General features: G+C 58.7%; 26 protein-coding genes. 12 read left to right on the top strand and 14 right to left on the bottom strand.

The window, feature by feature from the left end:
• Positions 1–61 precede the first annotated feature (61 nt).
• Genes BTUS_RS05230 through BTUS_RS05220 form a run of 3 tightly spaced genes read right to left on the bottom strand, consistent with a single transcriptional unit; the run spans position 62 to position 3651 of the window.
• Positions 62–1255, bottom strand: coding sequence for a D-alanine--D-alanine ligase family protein (locus BTUS_RS05230; protein WP_013075070.1), 1194 nt, complete (start codon positions 1253–1255; stop codon positions 62–64).
• A 26-nt stretch (positions 1256–1281) separates the two neighbouring features.
• Positions 1282–2862, bottom strand: coding sequence for a UDP-N-acetylmuramoyl-tripeptide--D-alanyl-D-alanine ligase (locus BTUS_RS05225; RefSeq protein WP_041305030.1), 1581 nt, complete (start codon positions 2860–2862; stop codon positions 1282–1284).
• A 12-nt stretch (positions 2863–2874) separates the two neighbouring features.
• A complete protein-coding gene (locus BTUS_RS05220; protein ID WP_123809397.1) occupies positions 2875–3651 on the bottom strand; it encodes an alpha/beta fold hydrolase in 777 nt (258 codons plus the stop codon).
• Positions 3652–6623: 2972 nt separating this feature from the next.
• Between BTUS_RS05220 and BTUS_RS05210 the strand changes: the two genes are divergently transcribed.
• The 8 genes from BTUS_RS05210 to BTUS_RS05180 all read left to right on the top strand — a co-directional run bounded on the left by BTUS_RS05210 (position 6624) and on the right by BTUS_RS05180 (position 11150).
• A complete protein-coding gene (locus BTUS_RS05210) occupies positions 6624–7043 on the top strand; it encodes a hypothetical protein (RefSeq protein ID WP_013075065.1) in 420 nt (139 codons plus the stop codon).
• A gap of 84 nt (positions 7044–7127) precedes the next feature.
• Positions 7128–7529: a hypothetical protein gene (locus BTUS_RS05205; protein WP_245543371.1), complete on the top strand. Its 402-nt coding sequence runs from the start codon at positions 7128–7130 to the stop codon at positions 7527–7529.
• Between the two features lie 107 nt (positions 7530–7636).
• A complete protein-coding gene (locus BTUS_RS05200; protein WP_013075063.1) occupies positions 7637–7897 on the top strand; it encodes a hypothetical protein in 261 nt (86 codons plus the stop codon).
• 474 nt (positions 7898–8371) lie between these two features.
• Positions 8372–8827 carry a hypothetical protein gene (locus tag BTUS_RS18370; protein WP_169307942.1) on the top strand — a complete coding sequence of 152 codons (456 nt, stop codon included), beginning with the start codon at positions 8372–8374 and terminating at the stop codon, positions 8825–8827.
• The gene (locus BTUS_RS19215) at positions 8770–9039 is read left to right on the top strand and encodes an LPXTG cell wall anchor domain-containing protein (RefSeq protein ID WP_407635223.1); all 270 of its coding nucleotides are present in this window, start codon (positions 8770–8772) and stop codon (positions 9037–9039) included. Before BTUS_RS18370 ends, BTUS_RS19215 begins: the two co-directional genes overlap by 58 nt.
• Positions 9030–9680: a class D sortase gene (locus BTUS_RS05190; RefSeq protein WP_013075061.1), complete on the top strand. Its 651-nt coding sequence runs from the start codon at positions 9030–9032 to the stop codon at positions 9678–9680. The genes BTUS_RS19215 and BTUS_RS05190 overlap by 10 nt, the downstream gene beginning before the upstream one ends.
• A 238-nt stretch (positions 9681–9918) precedes the next feature.
• A complete protein-coding gene (asd, locus tag BTUS_RS05185) occupies positions 9919–10770 on the top strand; it encodes an archaetidylserine decarboxylase (protein ID WP_013075060.1) in 852 nt (283 codons plus the stop codon).
• A gap of 14 nt (positions 10771–10784) precedes the next feature.
• A complete protein-coding gene (locus tag BTUS_RS05180; protein ID WP_013075059.1) occupies positions 10785–11150 on the top strand; it encodes a hypothetical protein in 366 nt (121 codons plus the stop codon).
• A 4-nt stretch (positions 11151–11154) separates the two neighbouring features.
• Here the strand turns inward: BTUS_RS05180 and BTUS_RS05175 are convergent, their stop codons facing one another.
• The 3 genes from BTUS_RS05175 to BTUS_RS05165 form a co-directional block, all read right to left on the bottom strand.
• A complete protein-coding gene (locus BTUS_RS05175) occupies positions 11155–11736 on the bottom strand; it encodes a uracil-DNA glycosylase (RefSeq protein ID WP_013075058.1) in 582 nt (193 codons plus the stop codon).
• 114 nt (positions 11737–11850) lie between these two features.
• Positions 11851–12261 carry an acyl-CoA thioesterase gene (locus tag BTUS_RS05170; protein WP_013075057.1) on the bottom strand — a complete coding sequence of 137 codons (411 nt, stop codon included), beginning with the start codon at positions 12259–12261 and terminating at the stop codon, positions 11851–11853.
• 22 nt (positions 12262–12283) lie between these two features.
• The gene (locus BTUS_RS05165) at positions 12284–14002 is read right to left on the bottom strand and encodes an ABC-ATPase domain-containing protein (protein WP_013075056.1); all 1719 of its coding nucleotides are present in this window, start codon (positions 14000–14002) and stop codon (positions 12284–12286) included.
• A gap of 158 nt (positions 14003–14160) precedes the next feature.
• Here BTUS_RS05165 and BTUS_RS18360 point away from each other — a divergent pair, with 158 nt between their 5' ends.
• Complete coding sequence (locus BTUS_RS18360) at positions 14161–14907, top strand: 3D domain-containing protein (protein WP_013075055.1); 747 nt, start codon at positions 14161–14163, stop codon at positions 14905–14907.
• Between the two features lie 152 nt (positions 14908–15059).
• Here BTUS_RS18360 and BTUS_RS16710 read toward each other — a convergent pair whose 3' ends face one another.
• Complete coding sequence (locus tag BTUS_RS16710; RefSeq protein ID WP_013075054.1) at positions 15060–15680, bottom strand: sigma-70 family RNA polymerase sigma factor; 621 nt, start codon at positions 15678–15680, stop codon at positions 15060–15062.
• A gap of 638 nt (positions 15681–16318) precedes the next feature.
• On the opposite strand from BTUS_RS16710, the gene BTUS_RS05150 reads away from it, so the two are divergent.
• Both BTUS_RS05150 and BTUS_RS05145 read left to right on the top strand, forming a co-directional pair.
• Positions 16319–16645, top strand: coding sequence for a YtrH family sporulation protein (locus BTUS_RS05150; protein WP_013075053.1), 327 nt, complete (start codon positions 16319–16321; stop codon positions 16643–16645).
• Positions 16642–17130 carry a hypothetical protein gene (locus BTUS_RS05145; RefSeq protein ID WP_013075052.1) on the top strand — a complete coding sequence of 163 codons (489 nt, stop codon included), beginning with the start codon at positions 16642–16644 and terminating at the stop codon, positions 17128–17130. The genes BTUS_RS05150 and BTUS_RS05145 overlap by 4 nt, the downstream gene beginning before the upstream one ends.
• A gap of 54 nt (positions 17131–17184) precedes the next feature.
• Here the strand turns inward: BTUS_RS05145 and ilvD are convergent, their stop codons facing one another.
• The 4 genes from ilvD to BTUS_RS05125 all read right to left on the bottom strand — a co-directional run bounded on the left by ilvD (position 17185) and on the right by BTUS_RS05125 (position 22591).
• A complete protein-coding gene (gene ilvD / locus BTUS_RS05140) occupies positions 17185–18855 on the bottom strand; it encodes a dihydroxy-acid dehydratase (RefSeq protein ID WP_013075051.1) in 1671 nt (556 codons plus the stop codon).
• Between the two features lie 136 nt (positions 18856–18991).
• Entirely contained in the window at positions 18992–20335 is a 1344-nt protein-coding gene (locus BTUS_RS05135) for a helix-turn-helix domain-containing protein (RefSeq protein ID WP_013075050.1), read from the bottom strand.
• A gap of 103 nt (positions 20336–20438) precedes the next feature.
• Positions 20439–21302, bottom strand: coding sequence for an SDR family NAD(P)-dependent oxidoreductase (locus BTUS_RS05130; RefSeq protein ID WP_013075049.1), 864 nt, complete (start codon positions 21300–21302; stop codon positions 20439–20441).
• A gap of 206 nt (positions 21303–21508) precedes the next feature.
• Positions 21509–22591, bottom strand: a complete 1083-nt coding sequence (locus BTUS_RS05125) for a class II aldolase/adducin family protein (RefSeq protein WP_013075048.1) — start codon at positions 22589–22591, stop codon at positions 21509–21511.
• A gap of 180 nt (positions 22592–22771) precedes the next feature.
• On the opposite strand from BTUS_RS05125, the gene BTUS_RS18355 reads away from it, so the two are divergent.
• The gene (locus BTUS_RS18355) at positions 22772–22918 is read left to right on the top strand and encodes a hypothetical protein (RefSeq protein ID WP_013075047.1); all 147 of its coding nucleotides are present in this window, start codon (positions 22772–22774) and stop codon (positions 22916–22918) included.
• Between the two features lie 38 nt (positions 22919–22956).
• On the opposite strand, the gene BTUS_RS05120 is transcribed toward BTUS_RS18355, so the two are convergent.
• The 3 genes from BTUS_RS05120 to BTUS_RS05110 all read right to left on the bottom strand — a co-directional run bounded on the left by BTUS_RS05120 (position 22957) and on the right by BTUS_RS05110 (position 24894).
• The gene (locus BTUS_RS05120) at positions 22957–24114 is read right to left on the bottom strand and encodes an aminotransferase class V-fold PLP-dependent enzyme (RefSeq protein WP_013075046.1); all 1158 of its coding nucleotides are present in this window, start codon (positions 24112–24114) and stop codon (positions 22957–22959) included.
• Between the two features lie 104 nt (positions 24115–24218).
• Positions 24219–24611, bottom strand: a complete 393-nt coding sequence (locus BTUS_RS05115; RefSeq protein ID WP_013075045.1) for a hypothetical protein — start codon at positions 24609–24611, stop codon at positions 24219–24221.
• Between the two features lie 37 nt (positions 24612–24648).
• Positions 24649–24894, bottom strand: coding sequence for a hypothetical protein (locus tag BTUS_RS05110; protein ID WP_013075044.1), 246 nt, complete (start codon positions 24892–24894; stop codon positions 24649–24651).
• Positions 24895–24911: the final 17 nt, after the last annotated feature.

Genomic DNA, 24911 nt, shown 5'->3' with positions numbered 1-24911 from the left:
CTCCATAAGAGGGTTCGACATCCCTCGCGAGGTTCCTGCCGATCGGGAGAGGTTTGTCGAATTAAGAAGTTTGCGGCGACGCCTTACTGCCCACTTTCCCACCTCGGCCAAATTGTTCGATGAGATCTGTATCGTAGGTGGAGATGTTCCGGCTTTTATCCCGGTAATCGGCCAAAGCGTCTTCGATCAACTTGTCGAGGAGATCGGGAAACGACACGCCGCTGGGCTCCCATAAATAAAAGGACAGGGAACCCGGAATGGTGTTAATTTCATTCACATAAATCGAACCGTCCGGAGAAAGAAGAAAATCCACCCGGGCCACCCCCCGGGCTTGAATGGCGCGAAAAGCCCGGCGAGCCAACTCCTGCACCGCTTCCGTCACTCCGTCCGGCAGGTCCGCCGGAATGCGCCGGCCGGTCTGACCTTTGGTGAAATTCCCGCGGATGTATTTGTCTTCGTAGCTGAGGAATGCTTCCCAGGAGACCGGTTCTTCGCAAAGAGAAACTCGGAGATCCTGGCCATCGGCCAGAACAGAACAATTGATCTCCCGGGGCGAGACCACCCCTTGCTCGATGAGCAGCCGACGGTCGTACCCCGCCGCCACATCCATGGCGTGGAACAGGCCGTCCCGGTCTTCCGCCCGGCCGATCCCCACGGATGAACCGAGGTTGGAGGGTTTTACGAAAACCGGATACTGCAACTCCCTCTCCACCCGATCCGCCACCTCATCGGGATGCTCATGCCATTCATCCCGGTGAATCCAGATGTAGTTCACCACCGGGATCCCCTGAGCTCGGAAAACGTCTTTCATCAGAATTTTGTCCATCCCCACTGCCGATCCCAGCACCCCGGGGCCAGTGTAAGGAATCCCTGCTATCTCAAGTAAACCTTGTAAACACCCGTCCTCCCCATACGTCCCATGGGTGGCCAGAATCGCCACATCAGGAGTCCACCGCCGGGGTTTGCGAAAAAGCCCTCGCAAAGCCTGGGGATCTTCGATCACCCCCCCGCCCGGAGTCGGGACCACGATCACGCGGGCCGCCTGGGCAAGGGCGGCATTCCGGTTGGCTGCCTTAAAAGATTCTAATTTGGCGAGTACATCACCCGTCCACCAGGCCCCTTCTTTGTCGATGTAAAGGGGCATCACGTCGTAGAGATCCCGGCGGAGTTGATACATGATCTGCTGGGCGGTCACAATGGAAACTTCGTGTTCCACCGACCGCCCCCCGAAAATGACCGCAATAAGCTTTTTCATGGGGCTCCCTCCCGCATCACCGACTGTCACCGGCTGTAGTTGTCAGGCAAATCATTCTCAAACAACACCGCATCCCCCGGCCGCAGCAACTGCTGCAACACCGCCGTCGCTTCTTCGAGGCTCGTCACCACCGACACTCGGTCCCGGGGAAGCCCGCCGTCCAAAAGACCCGCAGCGATGGGTTTCGTCCGTTCCGGCCCGACGAGAATGACATGATCGCAGACTTGGGCCATCCGCTGGCCGAATTCCCGGTTGTACCTTTCTTCTTCCCCTCCAAGTTCCACCATCCCCGGGGTGACCACGACCTTGCGGCCGGAAAAGCCGCTGAGCACTTCCAGGGCCACCTCGGTCCCTGTGGGATTGGAATTGAACGCGTCATCAATCACATAGACCCCGCCTGAGCGGATTAACTGCAGCCGGTGAGGAACCGGTTGCAACTGCCCGATCCCAGCCGCGATTTGGCGCAGGGACAGGCCGAGATGCCTGGCGACAGTCACCGCGCCGAGAATGTTGAGCACCTGGTGGCGACCGAGCAAATCTGTCCGGCAGGACGCAGATTCCCCGGTTTCCCGGTCCGCCAGCACAAAAGTCGTGCCCTTTTCAGAGACGTGAACATCGGACACGACAAGCCGTGCCCCCGGGCTCTCCAGACCATATCCCTCCACCTGGACATGCCGCGTCTCCTTAGCAAGCTCCCGACAATACGGATTGTCGTAATTCATCACGGCCAGCCCGTCGGGAGGCAAACTTTTGATAAGTTCATATTTTGTTCTCGCCACCGCTTCTACAGACCCGAAAGTTTCAAGATGCACCGGTCCCACGGCTGTAAGGACACCGATTTTCGGGTGAACCAAATCGGCCAGCTCCCGGATATCTCCGGGCTGCCGAGCCCCCATCTCCACCACAAAAACCTCATGTTCCGGTTTCAGGCGCTCGTTGACAACCCGACAAACCCCCATCGGGGTATTATAACTGTCCGGCGTCACCAGGACGTTGAATTTTTGGGTCAAAAGCGTGCCGAGAATAAACTTTGTGCTGGTTTTCCCGTAACTTCCCGTGATGCCCACGATAATGAGATCCGGGCGCTGAGCGAGTTTTTCCCGGGCGGCACGAAGAAATCTGTTGTTGATGCGCCGTTCCACCGGAGTCATCAGCCCGGTCGCCACCATCATCCACAAAGGTTCCGTCCACAACATGAACCCGAGAACGGGCAACCCAAACCTCGGCCCGACCATGGCGGAAATAAGCCCCAATACCAAGTTCAGCCCGAGAAAACACGCGTACAGTCGCTTCGCCCTTGACGTCCACACCAGCGGTTTTTTCGCCGGCAACCGCACGCCCCGCAGAGCGAGGGCCGACAGGGCGGCGGCGAATGCGACCCAGACGATCCCGCCGACAACATCCCCTGGGACCAGAAGCCCGACCAATAACCCGATCACCCACACCGCGGCGGCCCAGCGTTCCCACAGCGCGGATGGCATTCGCTTCATCCACCGCAAGTAGCGCTCCGGCCGATACCCTTCCAGCTGCGCCATGTGAAGAAGGTATTTTCCACGTCCGACCACCGCGGGAAGAGAAAGCACTGCCGCGATGACCCACCATCCCATACCCAACACCCATCACCCTTTAAAAAAACGTTCCACGATCACGGAAAAGTCCGCAAATCGATCGAGATAACTAAAATGCCCGGCCCCCGGGAACACAACGAGTCCCGCATCGGGGATCTCCTTTTCCATGACCTTGCCCATCCACACCGGGGTATCCCGATCCTCTTCACCCCATATCAACAAGGTTGAAGCTCGGATCCGGGGCAAAAACGGCCGCAGGTCCTCGTTGATCACCCTCACCATCACAGCCCGCATGGGGCCGGCCTCCCGATAATCTTTCGAGCCAAACCGCGCGTACAACTGCGCCAACCGTTTGTCCCGGTCCTTGCCGGGCAGACGTTGGTACAGAGCGCGCAACGTTTTAAATGTGTACACCCGAATATAGTACTTCCAGGAACGGCGGGGGCGAATCCCCGCTGCGTCCACCAACACCATGCGGGCAACTCGGTCCGGGTGGGTGGCGGCCAGGACAATGCCGATCCGCCCCCCAAAGGAATGTCCGATCACGTGAGCTCTAGAAATACCCACATGTTTCATAAATTCCAGCACGAACTTCGCATAATCCCTCACTCCCCAAGTTGAAGGGGGAGGAGCGCTCTCACCAAAGCCTGGAAGGTCGGGGACGACTACCCGATACGCCTGAGCCAGTCGATCGGTCACCGGCCGGAAACTCTCGGCCCGCCCACCCCACCCGTGAAGGAGGAGCACCGGGAATCCCTCCCCGCGATCCTCATAACTGATTCGCAAGCCGCCGAGATCCACTTGCACATTGATCCACACCTTTGCCATGGTCACAGGAAGTCAGTTTACTCTATTCATCACTCCCCGGAGATTCGGCCTGTCCGGGGTCCCGACTGCCAGTATACCATGAAAAAAGGACCTGCCGGGCCATCCCCGGTCAAGTCCCCAGACAATAAATGCATTCGCAAAAAGGACCGTGCTGTTGATCGGGAGATTCTGTCGAGAACGCCTCCGGGGCGTCGCCTTCCTTCTCTCCGACTGCCGATGGATCCCGGTTATCAGATCTGGGACCCGGCTTGCTCTGCCCGCCCCCATTCACTTTGCGCCCCTCCCTTCTGCAATCATAAGCCAGGATATACAAACAGACCTGGTTTCATGCGGAATGACGCAAAGTCGTCACCGGAATGTCACGGCGCAACGGAGCGCACCACAACCCCGACTCACTTCGCCCCTCCCCCTCGGGCAGATCAGTGAAGGGAGAGGCTTTTCGCCAAACTGCTTAGCAGATGGCTAATGGTCCCGCCTAGGCCTCCGGATTGAGAAGAAGCCGAACTGGCCGATGCTGTGGAAGACGAGGAGGACGCTGACGTGCCTCCAGAAGATGGATGAGCATCCGCTGAGCTCTGAGGTGAAGCACTGGAGCTCGCCGCCGGTGAACCCCCAGATGTCCCCCGGACAGCACTCGAATCTGCCCCGACGGACGCCGGTGCGGATCGATTCTCGGAATGCACTTGCCCAGTGTACCCCGGCGACACCCCGACTCTGTCCTTGGAAGTGTTCCCCACGGAAGCCCCTGGGGCCTGGGCAACGGAACTCGCAGATCTCCACGAACCTGCGGTGCCCCAGGACGCGGGATTTTGAGAGGGTTCACTCGAACCATTCCCCTGGTCTCTACGTGCTTCCGCGCGACCCATCCACTCCCGACCCGAACCAAACAATGAAGGGGGACCCCAGGGAGATTGGGGCTTGTCCCCGGAAACTTTGGATGCGGAAGCGTCAGGATTGATCACATTCTTTGGCATATCGAAGGTGCCCAACCACGAATCGCGCCAAGAGGACTTTTGCTGTTGCGCAGAAGCAACCGGAACTGCAAACCCTTTTATCGCTGATTCGTACCCCTGTCCCGGGGGAGAAGTTCTGTCGATAGAAGGGGCAGCCTGCCGATCATAGGACTGCCCTGCATCAGCCCCTTGAACCCCGTTTTTCGCCTGTCCACTGGGACCCGGTTGTTGGACGAGGCCGGAATTTTTACCGAAACCATTAGACAGACCCGTAAGAATTTCTTTCGTCCACTGCCGAACATCTCCGACGGGACTTACCGGAGAACGATTCGCACCGTCTCCCGGAGCGGGCACCTGGAACTGTTCGGGCCGGGAAAGTAACCCGCCGGGGATAGGCGTCTCCGCCTTTTGCCCGGGAACGCCCGCTGGACTTTGGGTCGTCGAATCGAACGGAAGCATCGGGAAAAGTTCGGCATTCTTTTCGGGAACAAGAGCACCGAACACTTGGCCGAACAATGAATCGATCAACGCCCCCGGTTCGAGGCGCGGCACGCCGGGCCCAGTTTTGCCACCGGACTCTGGCTTGCCAATTTCAGGAATACCCGGTAAAGTCGGCAGATCAGGTAAAACCGGCAGCTTGGGCAAAGCCGGCAGTCCGGGTAGGACCGGCGGAGTAATCACAGCAACAGGAGGATTTATCACCGTCGGCGGCTCCGAAATCGGAACAGATTTCGGCGGGTTGACATTCCCATCCGGAACTGTCGGTACAGGCGGTTGGGCCGGTTTGGGTTGCTCGGGAACGGATGGCCGAGGTGGCGCGGGTGGTGCTGGAACGCTGCTGCGATGAGACCCGCCGGAACTCCTCGGAAAAGGCCAGGGGTTCGTGGTTGCGTGATAAGCTGGCCCACCTGCATCCCCAGAACGTGCATTCTCCCCAGAGGCCCCGCTTTCCGCTGGCAGTGACGCCGGGGTCCCCTTGGACGCACTGAGAGACGGAGCCGCTGTGCCCCGAAACTCCAAGCGTGGATTGTATACAAAATCCGAACCAGAATATCCAAATGTTCGCAAAGTTCCAATAAACATCACCGAACTTGTGCCCCCTTCCGGGCGGCCCAGCCACCCGAGGGCCCCAAGGCCACCGGCCAGGCCAGACGCATTCTCGCCTTGGACGCCATCCGCACCGCGGCCAATCAGCCAACTGGGCTGCCCAGGCGAAAACGGAGCCCACGGAGCACCCGACTGAAACACCGGAACTGCAGCAGCAAGAACCGCAGGGGATTTGGCGGATGCCGCCGTAGAGACGTCCGGTCGTTGTCTGGTTACAAGCAGTGATATCATCTCTCCCACGGTTTGCGGGTTGCCTGGGCTAGTTGGCCATGGGCACAACACAACGCCTATACCCAACACCCCCGCACCCATCACCCATTGCCAACCTCGCACGCAACCTCTCCTCCCGTCTCTTTTTTCTCTTGGACTTTAAACCAAGTTTCCCTTTGATTTCCTCCTGATTGTATCAACATCTCCAACCGGACTTCCAACCCGCTGAGTGGCGAAAGAGCGGCAAACGGTCCACTGGGCTCTCATTTTAATCGAATTTCTCTGTCATTCGACTTCATAGACCCAATGCCTGAATCAACAGGAGCCGACAGGGTCAGACAGTCCGGGGATCCAAAGAAAAGTTTTCTTATCCGATGTTCCGAAATGATTCTTTAAGACCAAATCAATCAACCCGCGAAAATTTTTTTCGACATTTAATAGGTCTAACGAACCATTTTTTATGACTAATATGTGTCCGTTTCGAGAATTTTTTACTGTCCTCCTATTACTAGGAAGAGCAATAGTCCTTGATGTAACTGGGAAATTTTTCTTCGGCGCCATAATAGTATGTGATATAATCACCAACTTTTTGTAAGTGTTGTCGAATTTTGTCGAGCAAATAAGTCCAATTCACTATTTTTGGCAAGGGCTGAAACCAGTATAATCGGCGCCGAACTCAACCATGAAAGGAGTTGTGTAGGAATGCGCAAGTGGATGTTGTCGTTGGGACTGTCTGCCGCCCTCAGCCTCGGGAGTGTAGTGCCCGTTTTTGCGGCAGACAGCACTCCTGCCCCGGCTCCCACCAGCGGACTGGGAAATTTGCTCGGTGCTATAGGAAGTCTCTTGGGCAGTTCAAATGTCGACGCCCAGAGCGCAGTGTGTGTGCAAGTTGGAGACGCGGTGGTAACTGCCAAAGCCGTCAACTCTGTCAATCAACCTGGCTTGACGGGGCTTGTCAGCGGGGGGATTCTCGGAGGGACAGCGGGCACTTCGGCTTCGGCTTCTTATGCCGGCTACTCGGCCAGTACGTCGGCGAGCGGCAGTTGGGGACTGGCTTCTTCTACCCAGGCGCTGGGGAATCTCTTAAGCGGTCTGGGAAGCGCCCTGGGCGGCGGCCAGTGACAGGCTCCCGCAGGAAAATCGAAGGATCCGCCCGTCCTGGTCAAACAATGTCTCCTGAAGAAATTGCGAAAGGGGTTCATGAAGATGAAAAACAAATGGATGCTCAGCGCGGCGCTCTCAACCTTATTGACGGTGGGAGGAGCGGCCGCTCCGGCGTTCGCAGCTGACGGCGGTCTGGGGGATGTACTCGGGGCTGTCAACAACCTCGTGGGAAGCACCAACATTTCTTCCGGTAGTCTGGTGACCGCCACCATCCCATCTCAAGGTGTCAGCATCCAGGCGGGATCGACGTACGGAGCGAAACAAGATGGCCTCACGGGATTGTTGGGGGGCATACTGGGGGGTACATATAACACGACAGCCGCCCTGAGCGGGCCGAACGGCCTATCGGCCAGCGCTTCCACCAGCGGAGGTTATGGCTTGGCTTCGACGGTTCAATCGCTGACCAACGGTTTAGGAGGCTTGCTCGGCGGTTTGTTGAAATAACCACGGCTGACGTTCGAGGCCGGGATTTCGGTTCCGGCCTCGGCCCTTACGGGGCACCCGGCTATGCCCCTTCGATCTACCGGAGGTCAAAGCGAGGAGGTTAACTGATGAATCCGATTTGGTCGATGATTCCCTTCTTTCTCCCGTGGCTGACCCTAAGTTCACCGAATCCGCCCGCCCCTCCCCAAGGGGGAGTCTCTATCACGGTTCAGACCCCGGTGGCCTCGTGGAATCAACAACAACAATTGCAGGAAGTCGGACCTGGGCAATATTCCGCTTCCGCCGGCACAACGGTCGATCTGGGACAAGGGGCGGTCATCTCCGTTCAATCGGAGACTCACGTCACCTTACCGGAGATGCCGAGGTAGATGCGGGTTCGCCCGGTTATCGGGTACAGCAGCCCGGTGACAGAAGGAGAGAAAACGAGACGATGAAGAAAAAATGCTTGTTCAGCGCCGGTTTTGCGGCTCTGCTTCTTTCGTCGGCCGGCGCTTTTCCGGCCGCGGCGGCCGACGGTAACACAGAGCTTTCCGCTTCGGTGACCGCATCGCTCAGCTCTACCATGAACACCCTGAATGACATCAGCCAAAAGATCGGAAATCCGCTACAAAATGTGCAGACAACTGTAGGTACATCGATTCCGTCCCTCAGTGGAACCACTGCACCCTCGGGCGACTCTGCAGTGACACCGTCACCCAGTACCACATTTTCAGTCCCGGATACCGGGCCATCGGTGGGACAAATCTTAAATCATGTGGCAGATGTGGTGAATAGCAGCGGGGCCGGGAGCATCACCCTTCCTGGCGGTTGTAGTGCCGGCCCTTGCGGTGGCGGTTCCGGCGGTGGAGAGACCAACCCCGGTGGCGGCGGCTCCGGCGGAGGAGAGACCAACCCCGGTGGTGGCGGCGGTTCCGGCGGTGGAGAGACCAACCCCGGCGGTGGCGGCGGTTCCGGCGGTGGAGAGACCAACCCCGGCGGTGGCGGCTCCGGCGGAGGAGAGACCAACCCCGGTGGTGGCGGCGGTTCCGGCGGTGGAGAGACCAACCCCGGCGGTGGCGGCTCCGGCGGAGGAGAAACCAACCCCGGCGGTGGCGGCTCCGGCGGAGGAGAGACCAACCCCGGCGGTGGCGGTTCCGGCGGAGGAGAAACCAACCCCGGTGGTGGCGGCTCCGGCGGAGGAGAAACCAACCCCGGTGGTGGTACCGTCACACAGCCTATCGGGAGCCCGTCAGGTGGATCCGTGGAAAACACGGGCCCTTCGGGCGGTACATCGGGAAGCACCACTGCCACCCCTGTGAGTCAAGAAGGCAACGCCAACCCACCCCAAACGTCCGGCACAACCAGGGAGCCTGGCGGTGAGAGCAGCCATCTCGTTACTCAACCGACGCCAACGGTTTTGCCCAATACTGGCAGTAATGAACCCTTATATATTCTTGCTGGACTTCTCATGCTGATTTCGGGCATTTTAATCATCCGACCCATGCGGAGGTTGTTACAATCGTGGCGATAACGAAATCGGTGGTTTCCCGCCACCGGCTTCGAAACGCCTTTAGCCTCCTCATTCGAATCGGCATCGGTGTCTGGTTGGCCACGGGGACGGCAATGATCGTTTACTTTGGATGGCGGTACACGCATCAACTTTTGGGAATCGGCCGATCGTCCCTCCCGACCTACTCTCCGCCTCAGCACGAAAAGGCGAAACTGTGGCCGGTGAACCCGAAACCGGGAACAAAAATCGGCGATCTTGAAATCCCTTCTCTCCATATGCGCGTCCCAGTGGTACAAGGCACCGACCCTGACCAACTTGAACGAGGGGCTGGGCACTGGACGTCCAGTGCCCTTCCCGGGCAGCTTGGCAATGTCTACGTCGCCGGCCACCGGGATACGGTCTTCGCATCACTGCGGGGAATCAAAATCGGGGATACCATCGTATTTCACACATTGTACGGAGATTTTGTGTACAAGGTCACTTCCACAACCATTGTCCCGGAAACGGACGTGAGTGTGCTTCAATCATCTCATCGTGGGCAAACCATGACCTTGCAGACCTGTTATCCTTTTTTTTACTTTGGCTTCGCACCCGACCGGTACCTGGTACACGCCGAGTTGATTCAAAGCCCACGTCCTCATTCGGAAGAGCCAAATCCCTAAACGACCAATATTTGATGAACTTGTTGCCCGGGGTGCGGTACTCGTCAGTACCCCGGGCGGTTTTCACCTTCGGCGGTCGGTGCTCTGCTCGACCAAGGGGGTGTCACCTGATCCAATAACTCGGCGCCTGGACGTGTCTGAGTCGGAGAGTTCCCCGGCACCCCGCCTTGCCAAGACGGACAACTTCGCGTATGATCCTGTCAGACCAGGACATCTTGCCTTGGAAGAAGGCGTTTTCTTGGAAAGTCGATTTTCCCTGATCGGGGCGCTCCTGGCCCTGATACCCAAACGAAGTTTAACCCGGGCGGCGGGGCGGCTGCTTGAACACCGGGTGAGCCGGCTGCTCATCCCTTGGTATATCCGCAGGTATTCCCTGGACCTGACCGATGCCATCCTTCCCCCGGGGGACTATCGATCCCTGTTCGAGCTCTTTACCCGGCGTCTGCAGCCCGGCACCCGTCCCGTCGACCCGAGTGACACAACGGTCACTTCACCCGTGGACGGCGTGGTGGAGGCGGTGGGGGTCATCCACGACGGGACGTTCATCCAGGCAAAAGGTCACGCCTATCCAGTGGCCGACTTGCTCGGCGGCCATTTTCCGGATGAACTGGAGGAGGGGACTTGGATCACCCTGTATCTCAGTCCCGCCGATTACCACCGCATTCACCTCCCGCTGAGGGGAAAGCCGCTTCAGGCCGCTCACATACCCGGAACGCTTTTCCCGGTCAATCGCCTCGGCGCCCGGGGGGTACGCCGGCTGTTCGCCCGAAATGAACGCTGGGTAACGACCTTCTCCACGGCGGCGGGCACCATGTACCTGGTGGAAATTGGATCTTTCATCGTCGGAAGTGTGCGGTTAACGTATCTGCCCGAGGAAATCCAGCGTACATCCGATCGCAAAGTCCCGCAAAAGTGGGAGGTCTCCCACATGCCCACGATCGGTAAAGGCGAGGAGATCGGATATTTTGCCTTTGGGTCGACGGTGGTTTTGCTGTTTGAACGGGGACGAGTCGAATGGCAGTCCCATCTGAAAACCGGGGATCCCGTACGCGTGGGTCAAAGTTTGGGGTTCATTCGGGAACCGCGATAAAAGGGGGCAAGGGGTTGAAAAAACTCTGGCGTGTCAAGGCGCTGCGCGGGGAGCTGCGGCGCACAGAGATTCGGCGCAACACCGGTTTTCAATTGACCACCCAAGAGTTCGTTTTGCAAAAGGAAAGTCAAGCCTACCACATCGCCTTTGACGACATTCTGGGCGTCGTGGAACAAGGCAGTCCTCCGGCATTCCCCGAGGAGTGGAGTGGAGACACCCGCGTGCCGGCTGCGGACAGCCCGGGCGTAGTGAAAATCGTCGCCACCAACATGCGGATCCATCGCCCGGGAGGGATTACGGAAACGGGCGCCGGAACCCTCCATGTCCGGCTGTCCGAGGAATTCACCCTCCAATTGCTCCGTCTTCTGAAAAAAGATTGAACCGTTAGAGGATGAGACCTGCCGCCTCCACCCGCTTTCGGATATCCACCCACCTGGCCACCGCGTCGGGGTACTTTCGCGGATCCCGCAGGATGGCGGAAGGGTGATAGCAAGGGGCGACCAGAAACTCCCGCTCCCGGTGCCGGGCATGATAAAAGCGGGTGGAGGCTCGCCCCACGGGAATCGTACGGCCCAACACTGCCTGGATGGCCGTCGCCCCCATCGTCACCACGATCTCAGGCTGCAAAACTGCGAACTGCGCCATCAGATACGGGCGGCACGCCACCATTTCCTCAGGTGCAGGTTTTCGATTCCCCGGCGGCCGGCACTTGACAGCATTCGTGATGTAGAGACGGGCGGGATCGAAGCCCGCTTCCTTCAGCATTCTGTCCAGCAGCTGCCCTGCTCGCCCCACAAAAGGAAATCCTTGCGCGTCTTCGTCCGCCCCGGGCGCTTCACCCACAAGGACCACGGGGCCCGGGGTGCCCCGGGAGACCACCACTTGGCTGCACCCTCCCCGCAATCCGCAGCGACGGCAGGACTTGAAGGCGCTTTCCAACTGATTGAGATTTTGCCACCACGCCATCGACTGCGCCCCTTTCCCATGGCCGCGGCCACCGGCCTCACCAGGGCCCTTGCGGAACCTTCAGCCGTCGACACCCCGGCTGGCGGGCCGGCGTCCACAGGGCCCGAGCCCCGACTATGACGAACAACTGACCTCCCCGGCCATTTGTCCCAACAACACCTGGCGAAGGTCGTCCGGGATGGGAGCCGGGCGTTGTGCCACAGGGTCCACGTGGACGATCACGCTCTCCCCCTGGGCGATCAACTCATCCCCTCTGAGGATCGCTTGAGACATGGTGATGCTGGTTTTGCCCACCCGCTGCACTTCCGTCCGGACCTGCAGCTCGTCGTCAAAATAACTCGGAGCTCGAAAATCGCACCGGATGGACGCGAGGACGATTGCGACTTCCCGGCCCAGGTTCTTGCGAATCTCCTTCATGAAGTCGGTTCTGCCCTGCTCCAAGTAAATCATGTAACTGATATTGTTAACATGCCCCATGGCGTCCGTTTCACAATAGCGCACCCGGAGCGTCGAGATGACCGCCATACCATCGCCCTCCTTCTCTGATTTAGACAATTTTCAACCCCTCAAGGCGATTCACCGCCGCCGCCACCTCATGCGGACGCGGCATGGCGAGATTGCCTGGACAGCCCCGGGACCCGGCCAGTGCAGCGAACCCTTTCTGGTCCATTTCGACCAAAAGTTGCCGCACCAATTCGGCCAAGGAGCTGCGCCCATCCGCGCGCTCGGTGAGGATTCGCAAGCAGGCGGCAATGGCCCGGGTCTGCCCGATTTCCACCAATTGTTCCACCGCCTGTAGAAGCACCCGCTCCCGTCCATAAAGAATCAAGTGCTCGTCCTTCGCTTCGACTTTCCACTTGTCCCCGGGTTTCGGCCGCCTGCCCAACTCCCGCACCTTGCGCACAGGTTTTGCGGGAAGTGGACCCACCGCTTCCGCCTTCCGCCCTGAAGGGAACTGTTCCACCACCCGCCGGGCTTCCGCGGTGACGTCCTTTGGGATATAGCTCTCCATGGCGATCACCGCGTCCGCAACGTCCAGGTAATCCCCGGCCCCGCCCACCACCAACACCGTGGAGATCCCCCACTCATCGAACAGCTGCCGCACCCGGTCGATAAACGGGGTGATCGGTTCATGCTCTTTCGCAACCAGCGCCTGCATCCGCGCATCTCGAATCATGAAGTTCGTCGCACTGGTGTCTTCATCGATCAAGAGGGTGGTGGCGCCGATCTCCACGGCCTCCATAATGTTGGCGGCCTGGGACGTGGCTCCGCTGGCCGACTCGGTGGTAAACTGATCTGTGGACTTTCCATAGGGAAGGTCGTTGATAAAGGGACTGATATCGACCCCCCGGACCCACCGGCCGTCTTCAGCCCGAATCTTCACGGCGGTGGGATCTGTCAACACCCATTCCCGTCCGTCACCGGCAATATGATTGTACACCCCTTGTTCCAGCGCCCGGAGCAGGGTGCTTTTGCCGTGATACCCGCCCCCGCAAATCAGCGTGATCCCCTGGAGAATGGCCAGCCCTGTCACCGAACGGCCACTCGGCAGTCGAACCTCCCGGCGCAGCGATTCCGGCGACCGAAAGGGAACCGCACCCCGGCCCATGGGTTTGTCACTTTGGCCGCTTTCCCGGGGGAGGATCGCCCCATCTGCAACAAAGGCGATCACCTTTTCCTCCGCCATCCATCTCCTGAGCGCCGCTTGATCCACCGCCAAAGCGACGTGATCCCGGGCATTGTTTTGATCCATCGATTTCCAGAGAAAACTTTCCTCGACCCATGCGGGGATGTCTTCGAGAATCATTTCTTCAGCCTGTCGGCCGAGCACCGTCCGTCCCCGGGCCGGGAGTCCAACCACAAAACGCACGGTCAACCGGCTGTGCCCAATCTCCACGGCACTTCGCGGGATCACGACTTGGCTTGGCTCCGTAATTTCAATGAGCCCACTCTTGCCACTACCCCGCCGCTGTCGCCACCCCTTCAACCGCTGATGGGCCGTCCTCAGAATAAAATCCTCCATGGCCGTTCGCCTCACCGGATCGGCATACAGCTCCCCGGGGATCCCCGTCCTATCCAACCCCATCTCCACCCGGAAGCGGGACGGAGGAGCGAAGGGGTCCGACTGGACGTGTTCGATCACCAACTGAAAAGTACCGAAACGGTATGTACCCTCTAGATCTCGATAAGCCGGATACCCCCGACCGTCAATGCGCTGCAGGATATGTCGCAGATCCTCTTTTGCGCCCTGGGTTTGAGTTGCCACTGCCGATTCCCCTTTCTAAATACGTTTATACCACATTCAGCGTCTGGTCGCTGCTCCGACAACTTTTTTGAATCGGCGAGTTGCCAGGTACGTTTAAAATTTCTCATCTCTGGCCAGGATAGAACCATCTGTTACACTTGAGAGGTGAGAGATTCCCGATGACTCGCTATCGGGCGCCGGCCGGGGTGTTCTTGCTGATGGCCTTAACCCAGGCCTCCCATGCCGGAGCCTTCTGGATCGACAACCCCTTCGCCGTCTTCGATTCCACCCGGAATCTGGCCCCTTGGACGGCCGCGGCGGAAGACGGTACAGGGGGTGCCCTGGCGTCCCGGGGCGGCGACGGGATGACGAACCAAACCCACCACCAGTATCTCGTAAAACCGGGCGAAACAATCTATCGCATCGCCAAACATTACGGCATCTCGCCGCAGGCCCTGCAAGCGGCCAATGGCATCGTCGACCCGAGACTGTTGCAAAGTGGACAAATGTTAGTGATCCCGGACGGGGCTGCTCCGACAGCGGCCGCGCCCACCTCTTCAGAGCCGGCAACTGCCCAGGAAGGTAAGCCGGCCGCACCGCTGGCCGTGTTCTATTGTACCCTAACCGCCTACACTTCGGGGCCGGAATCCACGGGGAAATCCCCCGGTGATCCGGGCTACGGCGTCACGGCCAGTGGGCGTCCAGCCACCCCCGGAAGGACGGTGGCTGTTGATCCCAATGTGATTCCTATCGGCACAAAACTGTATATCGAAGGAATCGGCTATCGAGTCGCCGAGGATACGGGCGGTGCCATACGGGGGCGAAGAATCGACATATATATGACCGATGTTAACAAAGCCCTCCAGTTCGGGGTCAAGCGCGATGTGCCCGTCTACATCGTGCAATACCCGTCCAAGTCTCTGTAGGCCCTCGCGCTCTACAAGACTCGACCTCTAACCCGTATTACGAAGGCGCCACCCTTAGAAGGTGCCGCACATTAGCAAGGGCCACCTGAAAAGGTGGCCCTTGCTAGGCGTCAAGACGCTTACTCATCAATGACATGCGAATATGAAGTCCTTCAACCGGCTACACTGTTCCACAGCTCCACCACCGCCGGGTGGTTCATCATCTTTTTCTTCACCCGGGCGATGGCGTTGTCCACCGCTTTCACACTGACCAGTTCCAACTCTTCGGAGATCTCCCGGTAAGATTGCTCGTAAATGTACCGCCGGACGAAACACTCCCGTTCCAGATCCGTCAGCAATTGTTCCAGCAACTCATACAGACGTTCCCGGGCCGCTTTTAGCACGAGCTCGTGCACAACGTCCTCTTCCACCGCCGGCGTGGTCCCGGGTAGAGGTTCTCCCCGATCGTTGGCAGGACCTTGCTCGTCCACCCGCTTCATCTGATTCATAAACAAGTACTTGGCCCCGTAAACCCTTCGCTTCATCATCGTCTTCATGCGGTTTTCCACAAACATCTTGGCAAAGGGCAAAAACGGAACATGGCCGCTGCGGAAAGAGCGAACGGCATTCCACAACTCGATCCGCAACACCTGAGCCACTTCGTCGTCGGTTTCATACGGGATCCAATATCTTTGAGCCAAGCCTCCCAAAAGCGGATTGAGACGCTGAACCAATTCCGAAAACGCATCCGCTTCGGACTTGGCCCGACACGCGAGAGCCGTTAGTTCATCCATCTTGCTTCCCCACCCCATTGCAACCGGCTCTGCCCGGTTTCATCTCTTTTACACCGCTTTGATCACCCCGTACCCACAAAGCGGCAAACGGACCTTTTCCCACCCTTCTTTGTTTCAGTCCGTCCTGGGCGAATGGTTTTTCTTTTCATTTCAACCGCCGCCGTCTTGCCAGCGACTACGCGCTCTCGGTATGTATCTGTATCCGGTTGTCAAGGATATTCCAGCTGCGTCCCTCCCCGTCTTTTGGTGATCGGGGATGTCGAACTCGCTCCCGACAAGATCCCTTGATTTCCGAGGATCTCCGACGAAATCCGACAAATCCTGTAACCGAATTGTAACGGAATCCATCTTTATCCTACATGAGACGTTTGGACTAAAACCCCCGAATAAACCCGGAATTGTTCGACAAGCCCAGAAAAACATTTGGCTCAAAAGACCTATTTTTTACACCTGTATGTAGGGATCAATGGTTTTTCGTTAGCTTTTGTAGGCCTTTCGATACAATTCCTTCACGTCCGGTTCATTCTACGACAGCGGGAGGGGAGGATTTGATCGAGTTTCACATGGAGGAATCCTAGTCTTTGGAGCATATCCTACCTCTGCCGGCCATAGCTATGGACGAGGAGGGGGGACATCACATGGACCGTTTTACGAGCACAGTGGTACTCGACTTTTTTGTCGCGTTTGGGATCGTACTGGGCGGGTCGCTCATTGGAGGCATGGCCGCTGTCTTGGTGCACTTGCCACCCGGGAGCACCATGATGCGGTTGGCGGATCATCTTAAGATTTGGGGCCTCGTCAGTGCCCTGGGCGGGACCATGGATACACTTCGGGTCATCGAGACCGGGGTGCTCGGTGGTCACCTGTCCCCGGTGGCCAAACAATTCACCTATCTCATGGCTGCTTTCTTGGGCAGCCAGGCCGCCTACCTCGTACTTCGGGCGGCAACGGGAATCAAACCGTGAATCCAGTTCGCGCGGTCGCCATTTTTCTTCTCGGTCTCATCATCGGCGCCGCGGGCTGGATGGCCATCACCGCCCGGGAAATGGATGAGTTGCATTACACCATCGAGCAGCACCGCCTCCAGGTCGACCGACTCACCGAGGAACTTAACGGTTTGCGGACGAAACTTCACCAACAGTCCAGAGAACCGGAAATCCGCACCATCGAGGTTCAAGTTCAAACAAACGATCATTTTGCGGAAATCGCGATCCTTCGCTTCGCTAAGGACCACGCCAAAACTTTGGTTGGGAAAAGTCTTGCCACCCTCAACGACCACCCCGACCTCATCATCGGCCTATTGGAGGGGCGAACGATTCTCGTGGACGGCCGGGTGTGGGTCATTCATGTTCAATCTGTCGTCCTGGGAGAAACGGTCCACTTGTACTTGACCGGCGAACCAGCGCCCCCTCAGCCGAGCCCGAGTCCCGCCTTCCCCGCCGGATCCTGAGCCGGCCAATAAAAAAGGGGCGGCCAGCTCTGCACCTCCGCCCCTTGCCGAAAATCAGTCGATTTTCAAGACTGCCCCGGTGTTGGCCGACGTGACGAGCTTCGCATAACGGGCCAGATACCCCGTGCGCACTTTCGGCTCTGGCGCCCGCCACTTCGCCCGGCGCTCTGCCAATTCCTCGTCAGTCAACTTCACCTCGAGCTTGCGTCCGGGGATGTCAATCACGACCATATCGCCGTCTTGAAGCAAGGCGATCGGTCCGCCTTCCGCAGCTTCCGGAGAAATATGCCCCACACTGATGCCCCGCGAGCCTCCGGAAAACCTCCCGTCAGTAATAAGGGCAACTTTAGCTCCGAGCCCCATCCCGGCCAGGGCGGACGTCGGCGCCAACATCTCCGGCATACCCGGCCCCCCCTTGGGCCCTTCATACCGGATGACGACCACGTCCCCCTCATGGATCTTGCCCGACATGATCCCTTCGAAGGCTTCGTCCTGAGATTCGAAAATCACCGCCGGACCCTCGAACCGTTTCACCGACTCGTCCACGGCGCCCGCTTTGATCACCGCTCCATTCGGAGCCAAGTTTCCGGAAAGAATGGCTAGACCGCCGGTTTGACTGTATGCGTTTTCGATAGGCCGAATCACTTCTGGATCTCGAATCTCCGCATCGGCAATGTTCTCGCCCAGGCTCCGACCGGTCACCGTCATGGCATCCAGGTGCAACAACCCATCGATCCGGCTCAACTCTTTCAGAATCGCAGAAATGCCCCCAGCCCGGTGAACATCTTCCATGTGCCAATGGGACGCGGGGCTCACTTTACACAGGTGGGGGGTCCGTCGGGAAATCTCGTCGATTCGAGAAAGGGGGTACTCCACCCCCGCCTCTTTTGCAATCGCCAAGGTGTGAAGCACCGTGTTGGTGGACCCGCCCATGGCCATGTCCAACGCAAAGGCGTTGTCGAGGGAATCGATCGTGACGATATCCCGGGGTTTTAGATCTCGGCGCACAAGTTCGAGAATCTGAATCGCAGCCTTCCGGGCCAACTCTTCCCGCTCCGGCGTGTTCGCCAGGATAGACCCGTTCCCGGGTAAGGCCATGCCGAGAGCCTCGGACAAACAGTTCATGGAATTCGCCGTAAACATCCCCGAACAAGACCCACAGCTGGGGCATCCATAGTCTTCGAGCTCCTTCAGTTCGTCCATCGAAATCTGACCCGATTGGTACGCCCCCACCCCTTCAAACACGGAGATGAGATCCACGATCTTGCCCGACGGCGTGCGCCCGGCCGCCATGGGCCCTCCGCTGATAAAAATCGTCGGGATATTCACCCGCATTGCCGCCATTAACATGCCCGGCGTAATCTTATCGCAATTCGGGATGCAAATTAGGCCGTCGAACCAATGGGCCATGGCCATCGTTTCCACCGAGTCAGCAATCAACTCCCGGCTGGGCAAGGAAAAGCGCATCCCGATGTGACCCATGGCAATTCCGTCGTCCACGCCGATGGTGTTGAATTCAAAGGGCACCCCGCCCGCTTCCCGGACCGCTTCCTTAATCAATCGGCCAAACTCCTGCAAATGCACGTGGCCGGGAATGATCTCGACAAAGGAATTACAAATGCCGATAAAAGGCTTTCCAAAATCTTCATCCCGGACCCCCGTGGCCTTCAAGAGGCTGCGATGCGGAGCTTTATCCACACCGCGTTTAATCATATCGCTTCGCACAACTTTCACTCCTTCTTGGCCGCGACCAAAGCCGCCGATCGGCTCGCCGTGTTCCAAACTGTTCTTATTCTATCAATGGGGCCGATCTTTGTACAGCCGACGGCCGGGCCACACCCGGCATCATCCCCGGATCCCATCACCCCATTTCCAAGAATAACTGGCGATAATGTCGGATCGTGGTCAGGCCGTGCCGCAACGCCGCCTCAGCCCGGACATAATCCCCCCGTTTGCGATAAAGTTCCACCAGGTCCGGGTAGGCTTCTGACAGCCGCTCTTCATCACCCAAGGCTTGCCAAATCGCCACCGCCTTTTCCAACTCCACGACTGTTCCTTCAAGATCTCCGACCTCCTGCAAAATCCGGGACAAAAGATGGCGAATCCGCGCTTCTTGTCCGCTGTCGGGCTCTGCACACTCCAAAGCCTGCCTACATGTACTCTTGGCTTCCTCCGTCCGGCCGCTCTGAAGCGACAACAGCGCGATCTGTTCCAGGGTCTCCACCCATTCATCCCGATGCCCGGCGTTGCGGTATTCCTCCGCGCACTCCCGCAACATAAACATCGAGTCCGCGACCTTCCCGAGGTAACCGTAATACCGGGCGTAACGTGCTTTGATGTCCAGATACAACTTTCGTTGGCGGGCGTCTTCAAACAACCTCATCGCCCGTTCCGCGTACTGGCACGCTTTCTGATCCTCCCCCATGGCATGCAGCACCTCGGCCAGTTGAAGCGCCACTTGTCCGACTTTAGCCGGGTCCTTCTGGATCGAAACGAAAGCTTTGGCCAACACCCGACCGACATCTTCAAGCCGCCCCACCCGGGCATAGGCCATCCCCAAGTGATAATAGACCTCCGAGAAGAGGGTGCCGTAAAGATCGGCCTCCTCCCCCATCCGTTCACACGCCTTTTCCCAATGGTAAATCGCCAAAGAGACCCGGCGCAACTGAAGCCGGGCCCGGGCCAGGCGATCTAAACATTGCACCATCACGTGCGGATCCGCCTCTCCGTCAATCCCCTCGACCAGTTTTTCCAACAGTTCTTCCGCTTGTTCCCATTGTTCTGTCCGCACATAACATTCCGCTAAATCTACCTGCAATTTCCACGCGGGGACATACAGCGGTTCTTGTTGCAAAAGGTCTTGAAGGATCGGCGCCGCCTCTTGGGCCATTCCCGCCTCCACCTTCCCTTTGGCCAACTTGTACAGCGCATTCTGCCGCGTCTGCTGGGCGACATCAGAAAGAAAATGTTCCAGAGGCAGCGCCAGACGTTCGGCCAATGCCCTTAACACCCGATACGAAGGCATGGCCTTGTCCGATTCAATCTGACTGACCATGCTCACTGTCACGATACCTTCCGCCAACGATTGTTGGGTCAGCCCCCGGGCCCGCCTCGCTTCGCGGATCTTCCACCCCAAGGAACCAGTGGGATTCTCTGTTCGTGTTCGGTCCGGCTGCGGCCGGCCTCCTATCCGGTTCCCGCTCACTGACACCCCTCCCACCCCATTGCATTGTCCACATTTGTAGAAACCGTGGCACACACAACTATACCATAGCCTGCCAAGTTGGACTAGATCAATTTCCTTTAACTTACGAATGATTTTGATTAAAGCCCCGAGACTCGGGGCTCTCTTCGCCGGGAATGACCCGGTTCATCCCCTCCCGCACCGCCTGCTCCCATCCCGGCACAGCGAACCGGTAACTGCCCATCACCAGGCTGGGGCGCGCCAACCCCAACCAAGCGAGGGGCGCCAGCCACCCGGGGACGATTGCCTCCGCCCGTCGACGGCGCAAAACCCGGTCCACCGCCCGGCTGACATCCTCCGGGCGCAAAAGCGGCATCCACCGGGGAACCCGGTATAAAGGGGTGTGGAGCTTTCCCTTCACCATCGCCGTATCCACCGGCCCGGGAGAGACGAGCCCCACATGAAATCCTTGCGGAGCCAGCTCTTGGCGCAGAGAGGCGGCAAACCCCCGAAGGGCCATTTTGCTGCTGCAATAGGCCGCGAAAAAGGGTAAGGGAAAATGGGTGGAGAGAGACGACAACAGGACAATGGATTTCATCCCCCCTCTACCGAGGATCGGGACCAAGCCCTGGACGGTCCGAACGGCCCCCCAGAAATTCACATTCATGGTCCGTTCGAACTCTTCCGTCAACATTGCGGATACGGGGGCCAAGGGCAGAACCCCCGCTGAATAAATCAGAGCATCCAATCGCCCGAGGCTTTGTTCCACAGCCTCGGCCATGGCCGATGCCGCCGCCGCGGAGGTCACATCGACAGCAAAAGCGTGTGCCTTTCCCGGCAACGTTTCGGCCACCCTCAGCAACCCATCCCGGTTCCGCGCAAACAAGATCACCTCGGCGCCTTCCCCGGATAACCGAGTCGCGATGGCCTGGCCGATCCCCCGGGAGGCGCCGACGATCGCCACACATCGGCCGTCATAGAATCCCACTTTGATCCCCCCTCCGCGCGGTCGTCATACCGGTGAGAAACACATCGGCAAATCGCTTCATACACGCCTCATTTTCGCATAAGAGGACGCCATCGGACACGGGCCGACCACAGATGATACACGAAGACGATCCCCCGCCCCATCCGGGGAGGCGGGGCGGTTCTTCGGGGAGACGCATATCGGATGTCATCGGCTGTCACCCCGTCTCAAACCATCGGGACATGGCGGAGAATCTTCCCGTCGATCCGCGCAAAAATATCGTCCAAATCCGTGCCCGTAATTGTCAGGCCGTGATTCTTGAGGCCAATCACCGCCCGTTCGGGCCGGGGCGCTTCCCGGACGAGTCCCGCCACTTCCCTGGCCAACTGAATCGTTCCGCAGGGGTAATTCACCTGGGTGGCCTTCACACCGTCCATCCACGCGTGGACGTGGACAATGGCACCAACCTGGGGATGGTCGCGGTAGATCATCCAATGCTCAATGGCGTCCACAGATACCCGGCGGGGCTGAATGTGGGGAGGAACGGACAGGACCATCTCGTTGTGCGTCTCATCGTAATCTTTCACCAAAAGCACGTGCTCGCCCACGGTGGTCATCGCTCCTTTATTGACACCGCTGGCACTCATCCAGAAACCGCCGCTCGGGCAGCGTGCGCTGAGATTGCCGTAGCTGAGTCCCCCGATACCGAACAAATGGTGGATATGGCGCATGTCCCGGGGCGATAACAATTGCTCCATCGGAAAAGGCGCAGGCAACAAGTCCCATTCATCCAGCCGCCGGCCCGCTTCGCACAACCGCTTGGATACGGCATCGCCTTCCCACAGGAACTCGGGAAGATCCGGTTCAAATCGATTGTTGATCACCAACCGCGACGTGGCCAGCGGCCACAGCCGATCCACCACCTTCGCAATCCACCGATCAAACCCGCCGTCCCCTTCCACCACATAAGAGCCTTGCTCCAGCGTCACGAACGCCGCCCGGCAAGCCGAGGGATCCCGATCGGTCATGAGCAGGAGATTCCCAAGGGATCGAATGAGCATCGGATAACCGAAATGAAGGAGATTGTCGGGCCACTGGTCGAGAAAGACCACCGACACCACGTACACACTTTGCGAACGCCGCCGATAGGGGATTATCCGGCCGGGCTCCAACACGTGAAAGACCACCGTCGATTCCCGAGCTTCTGCCTGATCCGCCTGCACCATCCCTCTCCGGCGCATCTCCTCCTGGAGCGCCTCGAGAAAGCGGTCTTCCGCCGTATCCCAATCCCCCACGATTGCAAATCCCATCGCAAATCCCTCCCCGCGGCCATTTCGGCAAATCTTTGGAAAAAGTATGCCCTCCCCTACCACTCCTCATGCCGACCATTGAACGAGCCATCGCACATTTTCCCGGCCCTGGGTGAGGCGTCCACAATTCTTGGCGCATTGCTGCATCTTTATAGCACCAGATAAGGAGGTGAACGACGTATGTACTGGGGTGTGTTCGGTCCCGCGACCCGCTGGGCCGTGGTGTTCCTGATCATCTTTGTGTTGTTCTTCCTCATCGCACCCGGCGACGGGTGGGGCGGCTACGGAGTCGGCGGTGGTGCCGCAGCCAGCGCGGCGGCTTTCTAAGACAGCCATGGTACGCGAGGGGAGGGGACACCCTCCCTTCACGGCCGTTCAGCCACTCCCTCCACCGCCCGATCCACGTCTTCTTCGCTATTGAAAAATCCTAAAGAGGCTCGCACCCACGGAGTTCTGGGAATGGTCCGCATCAGGATGCCTCGGGATCGCAGTCCTTCCAGCACTTCTTCAGGCTTCCGCCCCCGCACCTCAAAACTCACCAGTCCCGCATGGTTGTCCGGTGTGACCACCTGAACGCCGGGAACTTCGCCGAGCAATGATCGAAACCTCTCGGCCAATCGATGGGTTCGGCGGTAGATCCCCGGCCACCCCACCTCTTCGCCGAATCGCAGACTCTCCAGCATTCCAGCAAAGAGTGGCGCCGAGAACGATGCCACTTCGAATTTTCGCGCGTCTTGATGAAGGACCACCTCGGGCCAAGGTCCCATCTGTTTGAGTCCGGCCCATCCCACCAAAGTCGGCCGGACTTGGTCCAACCGGTCTTCGGCAATATACAGGGCGCCGCATCCCTCCGGGCCGCACAGCCATTTTTGTCCCGGCATGGCGTAAAAATCCACGCCCGTTTGTTTGAGATTCAAGGGGAGAGCACCGACGCCCTGGGCACCATCCACCAGTGTCCACAACCCCCGCTCCCTTGCCCAGGAAGCCACGTGCTCCATTGGCAACACGGCCCCGGTTTGATAGGAGACATGGGAAAAAACGATCATTCGAGTCCTCGCGGTCACCGCCTCTTCCAGCGCCGCAATCATGTTCTTCTCGCCGATCCCGAGGTCGATGAACCGGATCTCGACCCCTTTGCGAGAAGCGAGGAGATAAAGGGGCATGATGACGCCGGAGTGCTCGAGGTTTGTAGTGACCACTTCGTCACCCGCCTGCCAATCGAGCCCCGCCAAGGCCAGCCCGATCCCCTCTGTGGTGTTCTGGGTCAAGGCAATGGAGGCGGTCGTTGCTCCTGTCAATTCTGCCCAGGCCCGGCGAAGGGTTTCTTTCAGCTCCGAGACACGCTGGTGGAGATCTGGATCGATCCGACCCCGATCCACTTCCGCCGCCGTCTGTTTCTCCACGGCGCGCATTACCCGCTCCGGGAGGGGACCGGTGGTCCCCGTATTCATGTAAATCCACCGCTTTGCCGCCGGCATCTCGTGGCGGATCTGGTCCAGCGACATTCGCAGTTCTTCGGTCACCACACACCCTCCTATCCATCTGCCCGTCTGGGCGATTTTTTCGTCTCCCCGAAATCCCGGGAAACACTGTGCCCACCGGGTCGCCTCCAGGGCTTTGAACGGCGCTACTTGTAAAAAACCGGCTCATCTGTGGGTTCAAGGTATGAACCGTAGGTCCAGATCAATTCGTGCTGGATATTGATCAAGTATTCCCCGTTGCCGAAAACCTGCTCCACAATCCCCACCCGATAACGATGACGCCGCACATGCCCGAGGTATTTCACTTTTTGCCCGACTTGGAACTCCCCCACCGCCGTTCCAAACACAAGGTCCAGCGCCCCGGGAAGCTCTCCGCCCAGATCCTCTGACGTGCGGAGGGTCGCCGGACGGCGATGGTGCCGTTCACCGGTCCTCGGCCCTTCTCCGGGAAGGCGCCCCCGCCCGTGCCCCGGAGGGCGCCTGCGGCGAGATCCCCGGCGCCCGGCGGAAGAACCCGAACTTGGCTTATCATGAGACATCCATCCTCCACCCGCGGGTTTATTCGACCGCCTTCCGTCACCGCGCTCCATCGGCTCCGTCCGGCCCCCTATCCTCGCCATTTTTCAACACGCGACCCCGATGCCGAAGCACCATCCTGGCAAAAACGCCATCATCCACCGGCCCGAGATTCACCCGGTACAGATCGAGGGAAATGTGGCAACCATCCCGGTCTTCTTCGGTCTCAAAACGGGCCGCGCCCACCGATCCATCCATAAGCGTGTACGTCAAATAAAAGGAATTCACCGTCTCGGAGGAGCACACCTCCTTGTCTCTCTGTC

It is taken from the genome of Kyrpidia tusciae DSM 2912, from assembly GCF_000092905.1.
Classification (GTDB): Bacteria; Bacillota; Bacilli; order Kyrpidiales; family Kyrpidiaceae; genus Kyrpidia; species Kyrpidia tusciae.
Note: the sequence above shows the minus strand (reverse complement) of the source record. Positions and strands in the feature narration are given on the sequence as shown.

Bases quoted from the DNA above. Each gene is read 5' to 3' on its own strand.
- BTUS_RS18360 (WP_013075055.1), top strand. From the start codon at position 14,161: ATGACTCGCTATCGGGCGCCGGCCGGGGTGTTCTTGCTGATGGCCTTA.
- BTUS_RS05150 (WP_013075053.1), top strand. From the start codon at position 16,319: ATGGACCGTTTTACGAGCACAGTGGTACTCGACTTTTTTGTCGCGTTT.
- BTUS_RS05175 (WP_013075058.1), bottom strand. From the start codon at position 11,736: ATGGCGTGGTGGCAAAATCTCAATCAGTTGGAAAGCGCCTTCAAGTCC.
- BTUS_RS05200 (WP_013075063.1), top strand. From the start codon at position 7,637: ATGAATCCGATTTGGTCGATGATTCCCTTCTTTCTCCCGTGGCTGACC.
- BTUS_RS05225 (WP_041305030.1), bottom strand. From the start codon at position 2,862: ATGGGATGGTGGGTCATCGCGGCAGTGCTTTCTCTTCCCGCGGTGGTC.
- BTUS_RS05230 (WP_013075070.1), bottom strand. From the start codon at position 1,255: ATGAAAAAGCTTATTGCGGTCATTTTCGGGGGGCGGTCGGTGGAACAC.
- BTUS_RS05125 (WP_013075048.1), bottom strand. From the start codon at position 22,591: ATGGGATTTGCAATCGTGGGGGATTGGGATACGGCGGAAGACCGCTTT.
- BTUS_RS05220 (WP_123809397.1), bottom strand. From the start codon at position 3,651: ATGGCAAAGGTGTGGATCAATGTGCAAGTGGATCTCGGCGGCTTGCGA.
- BTUS_RS05115 (WP_013075045.1), bottom strand. From the start codon at position 24,611: ATGTCTCATGATAAGCCAAGTTCGGGTTCTTCCGCCGGGCGCCGGGGA.
- BTUS_RS05210 (WP_013075065.1), top strand. From the start codon at position 6,624: ATGCGCAAGTGGATGTTGTCGTTGGGACTGTCTGCCGCCCTCAGCCTC.
- BTUS_RS18355 (WP_013075047.1), top strand. From the start codon at position 22,772: ATGTACTGGGGTGTGTTCGGTCCCGCGACCCGCTGGGCCGTGGTGTTC.
- BTUS_RS05170 (WP_013075057.1), bottom strand. From the start codon at position 12,261: ATGGCGGTCATCTCGACGCTCCGGGTGCGCTATTGTGAAACGGACGCC.
- BTUS_RS16710 (WP_013075054.1), bottom strand. From the start codon at position 15,680: ATGGATGAACTAACGGCTCTCGCGTGTCGGGCCAAGTCCGAAGCGGAT.
- BTUS_RS05205 (WP_245543371.1), top strand. From the start codon at position 7,128: ATGAAAAACAAATGGATGCTCAGCGCGGCGCTCTCAACCTTATTGACG.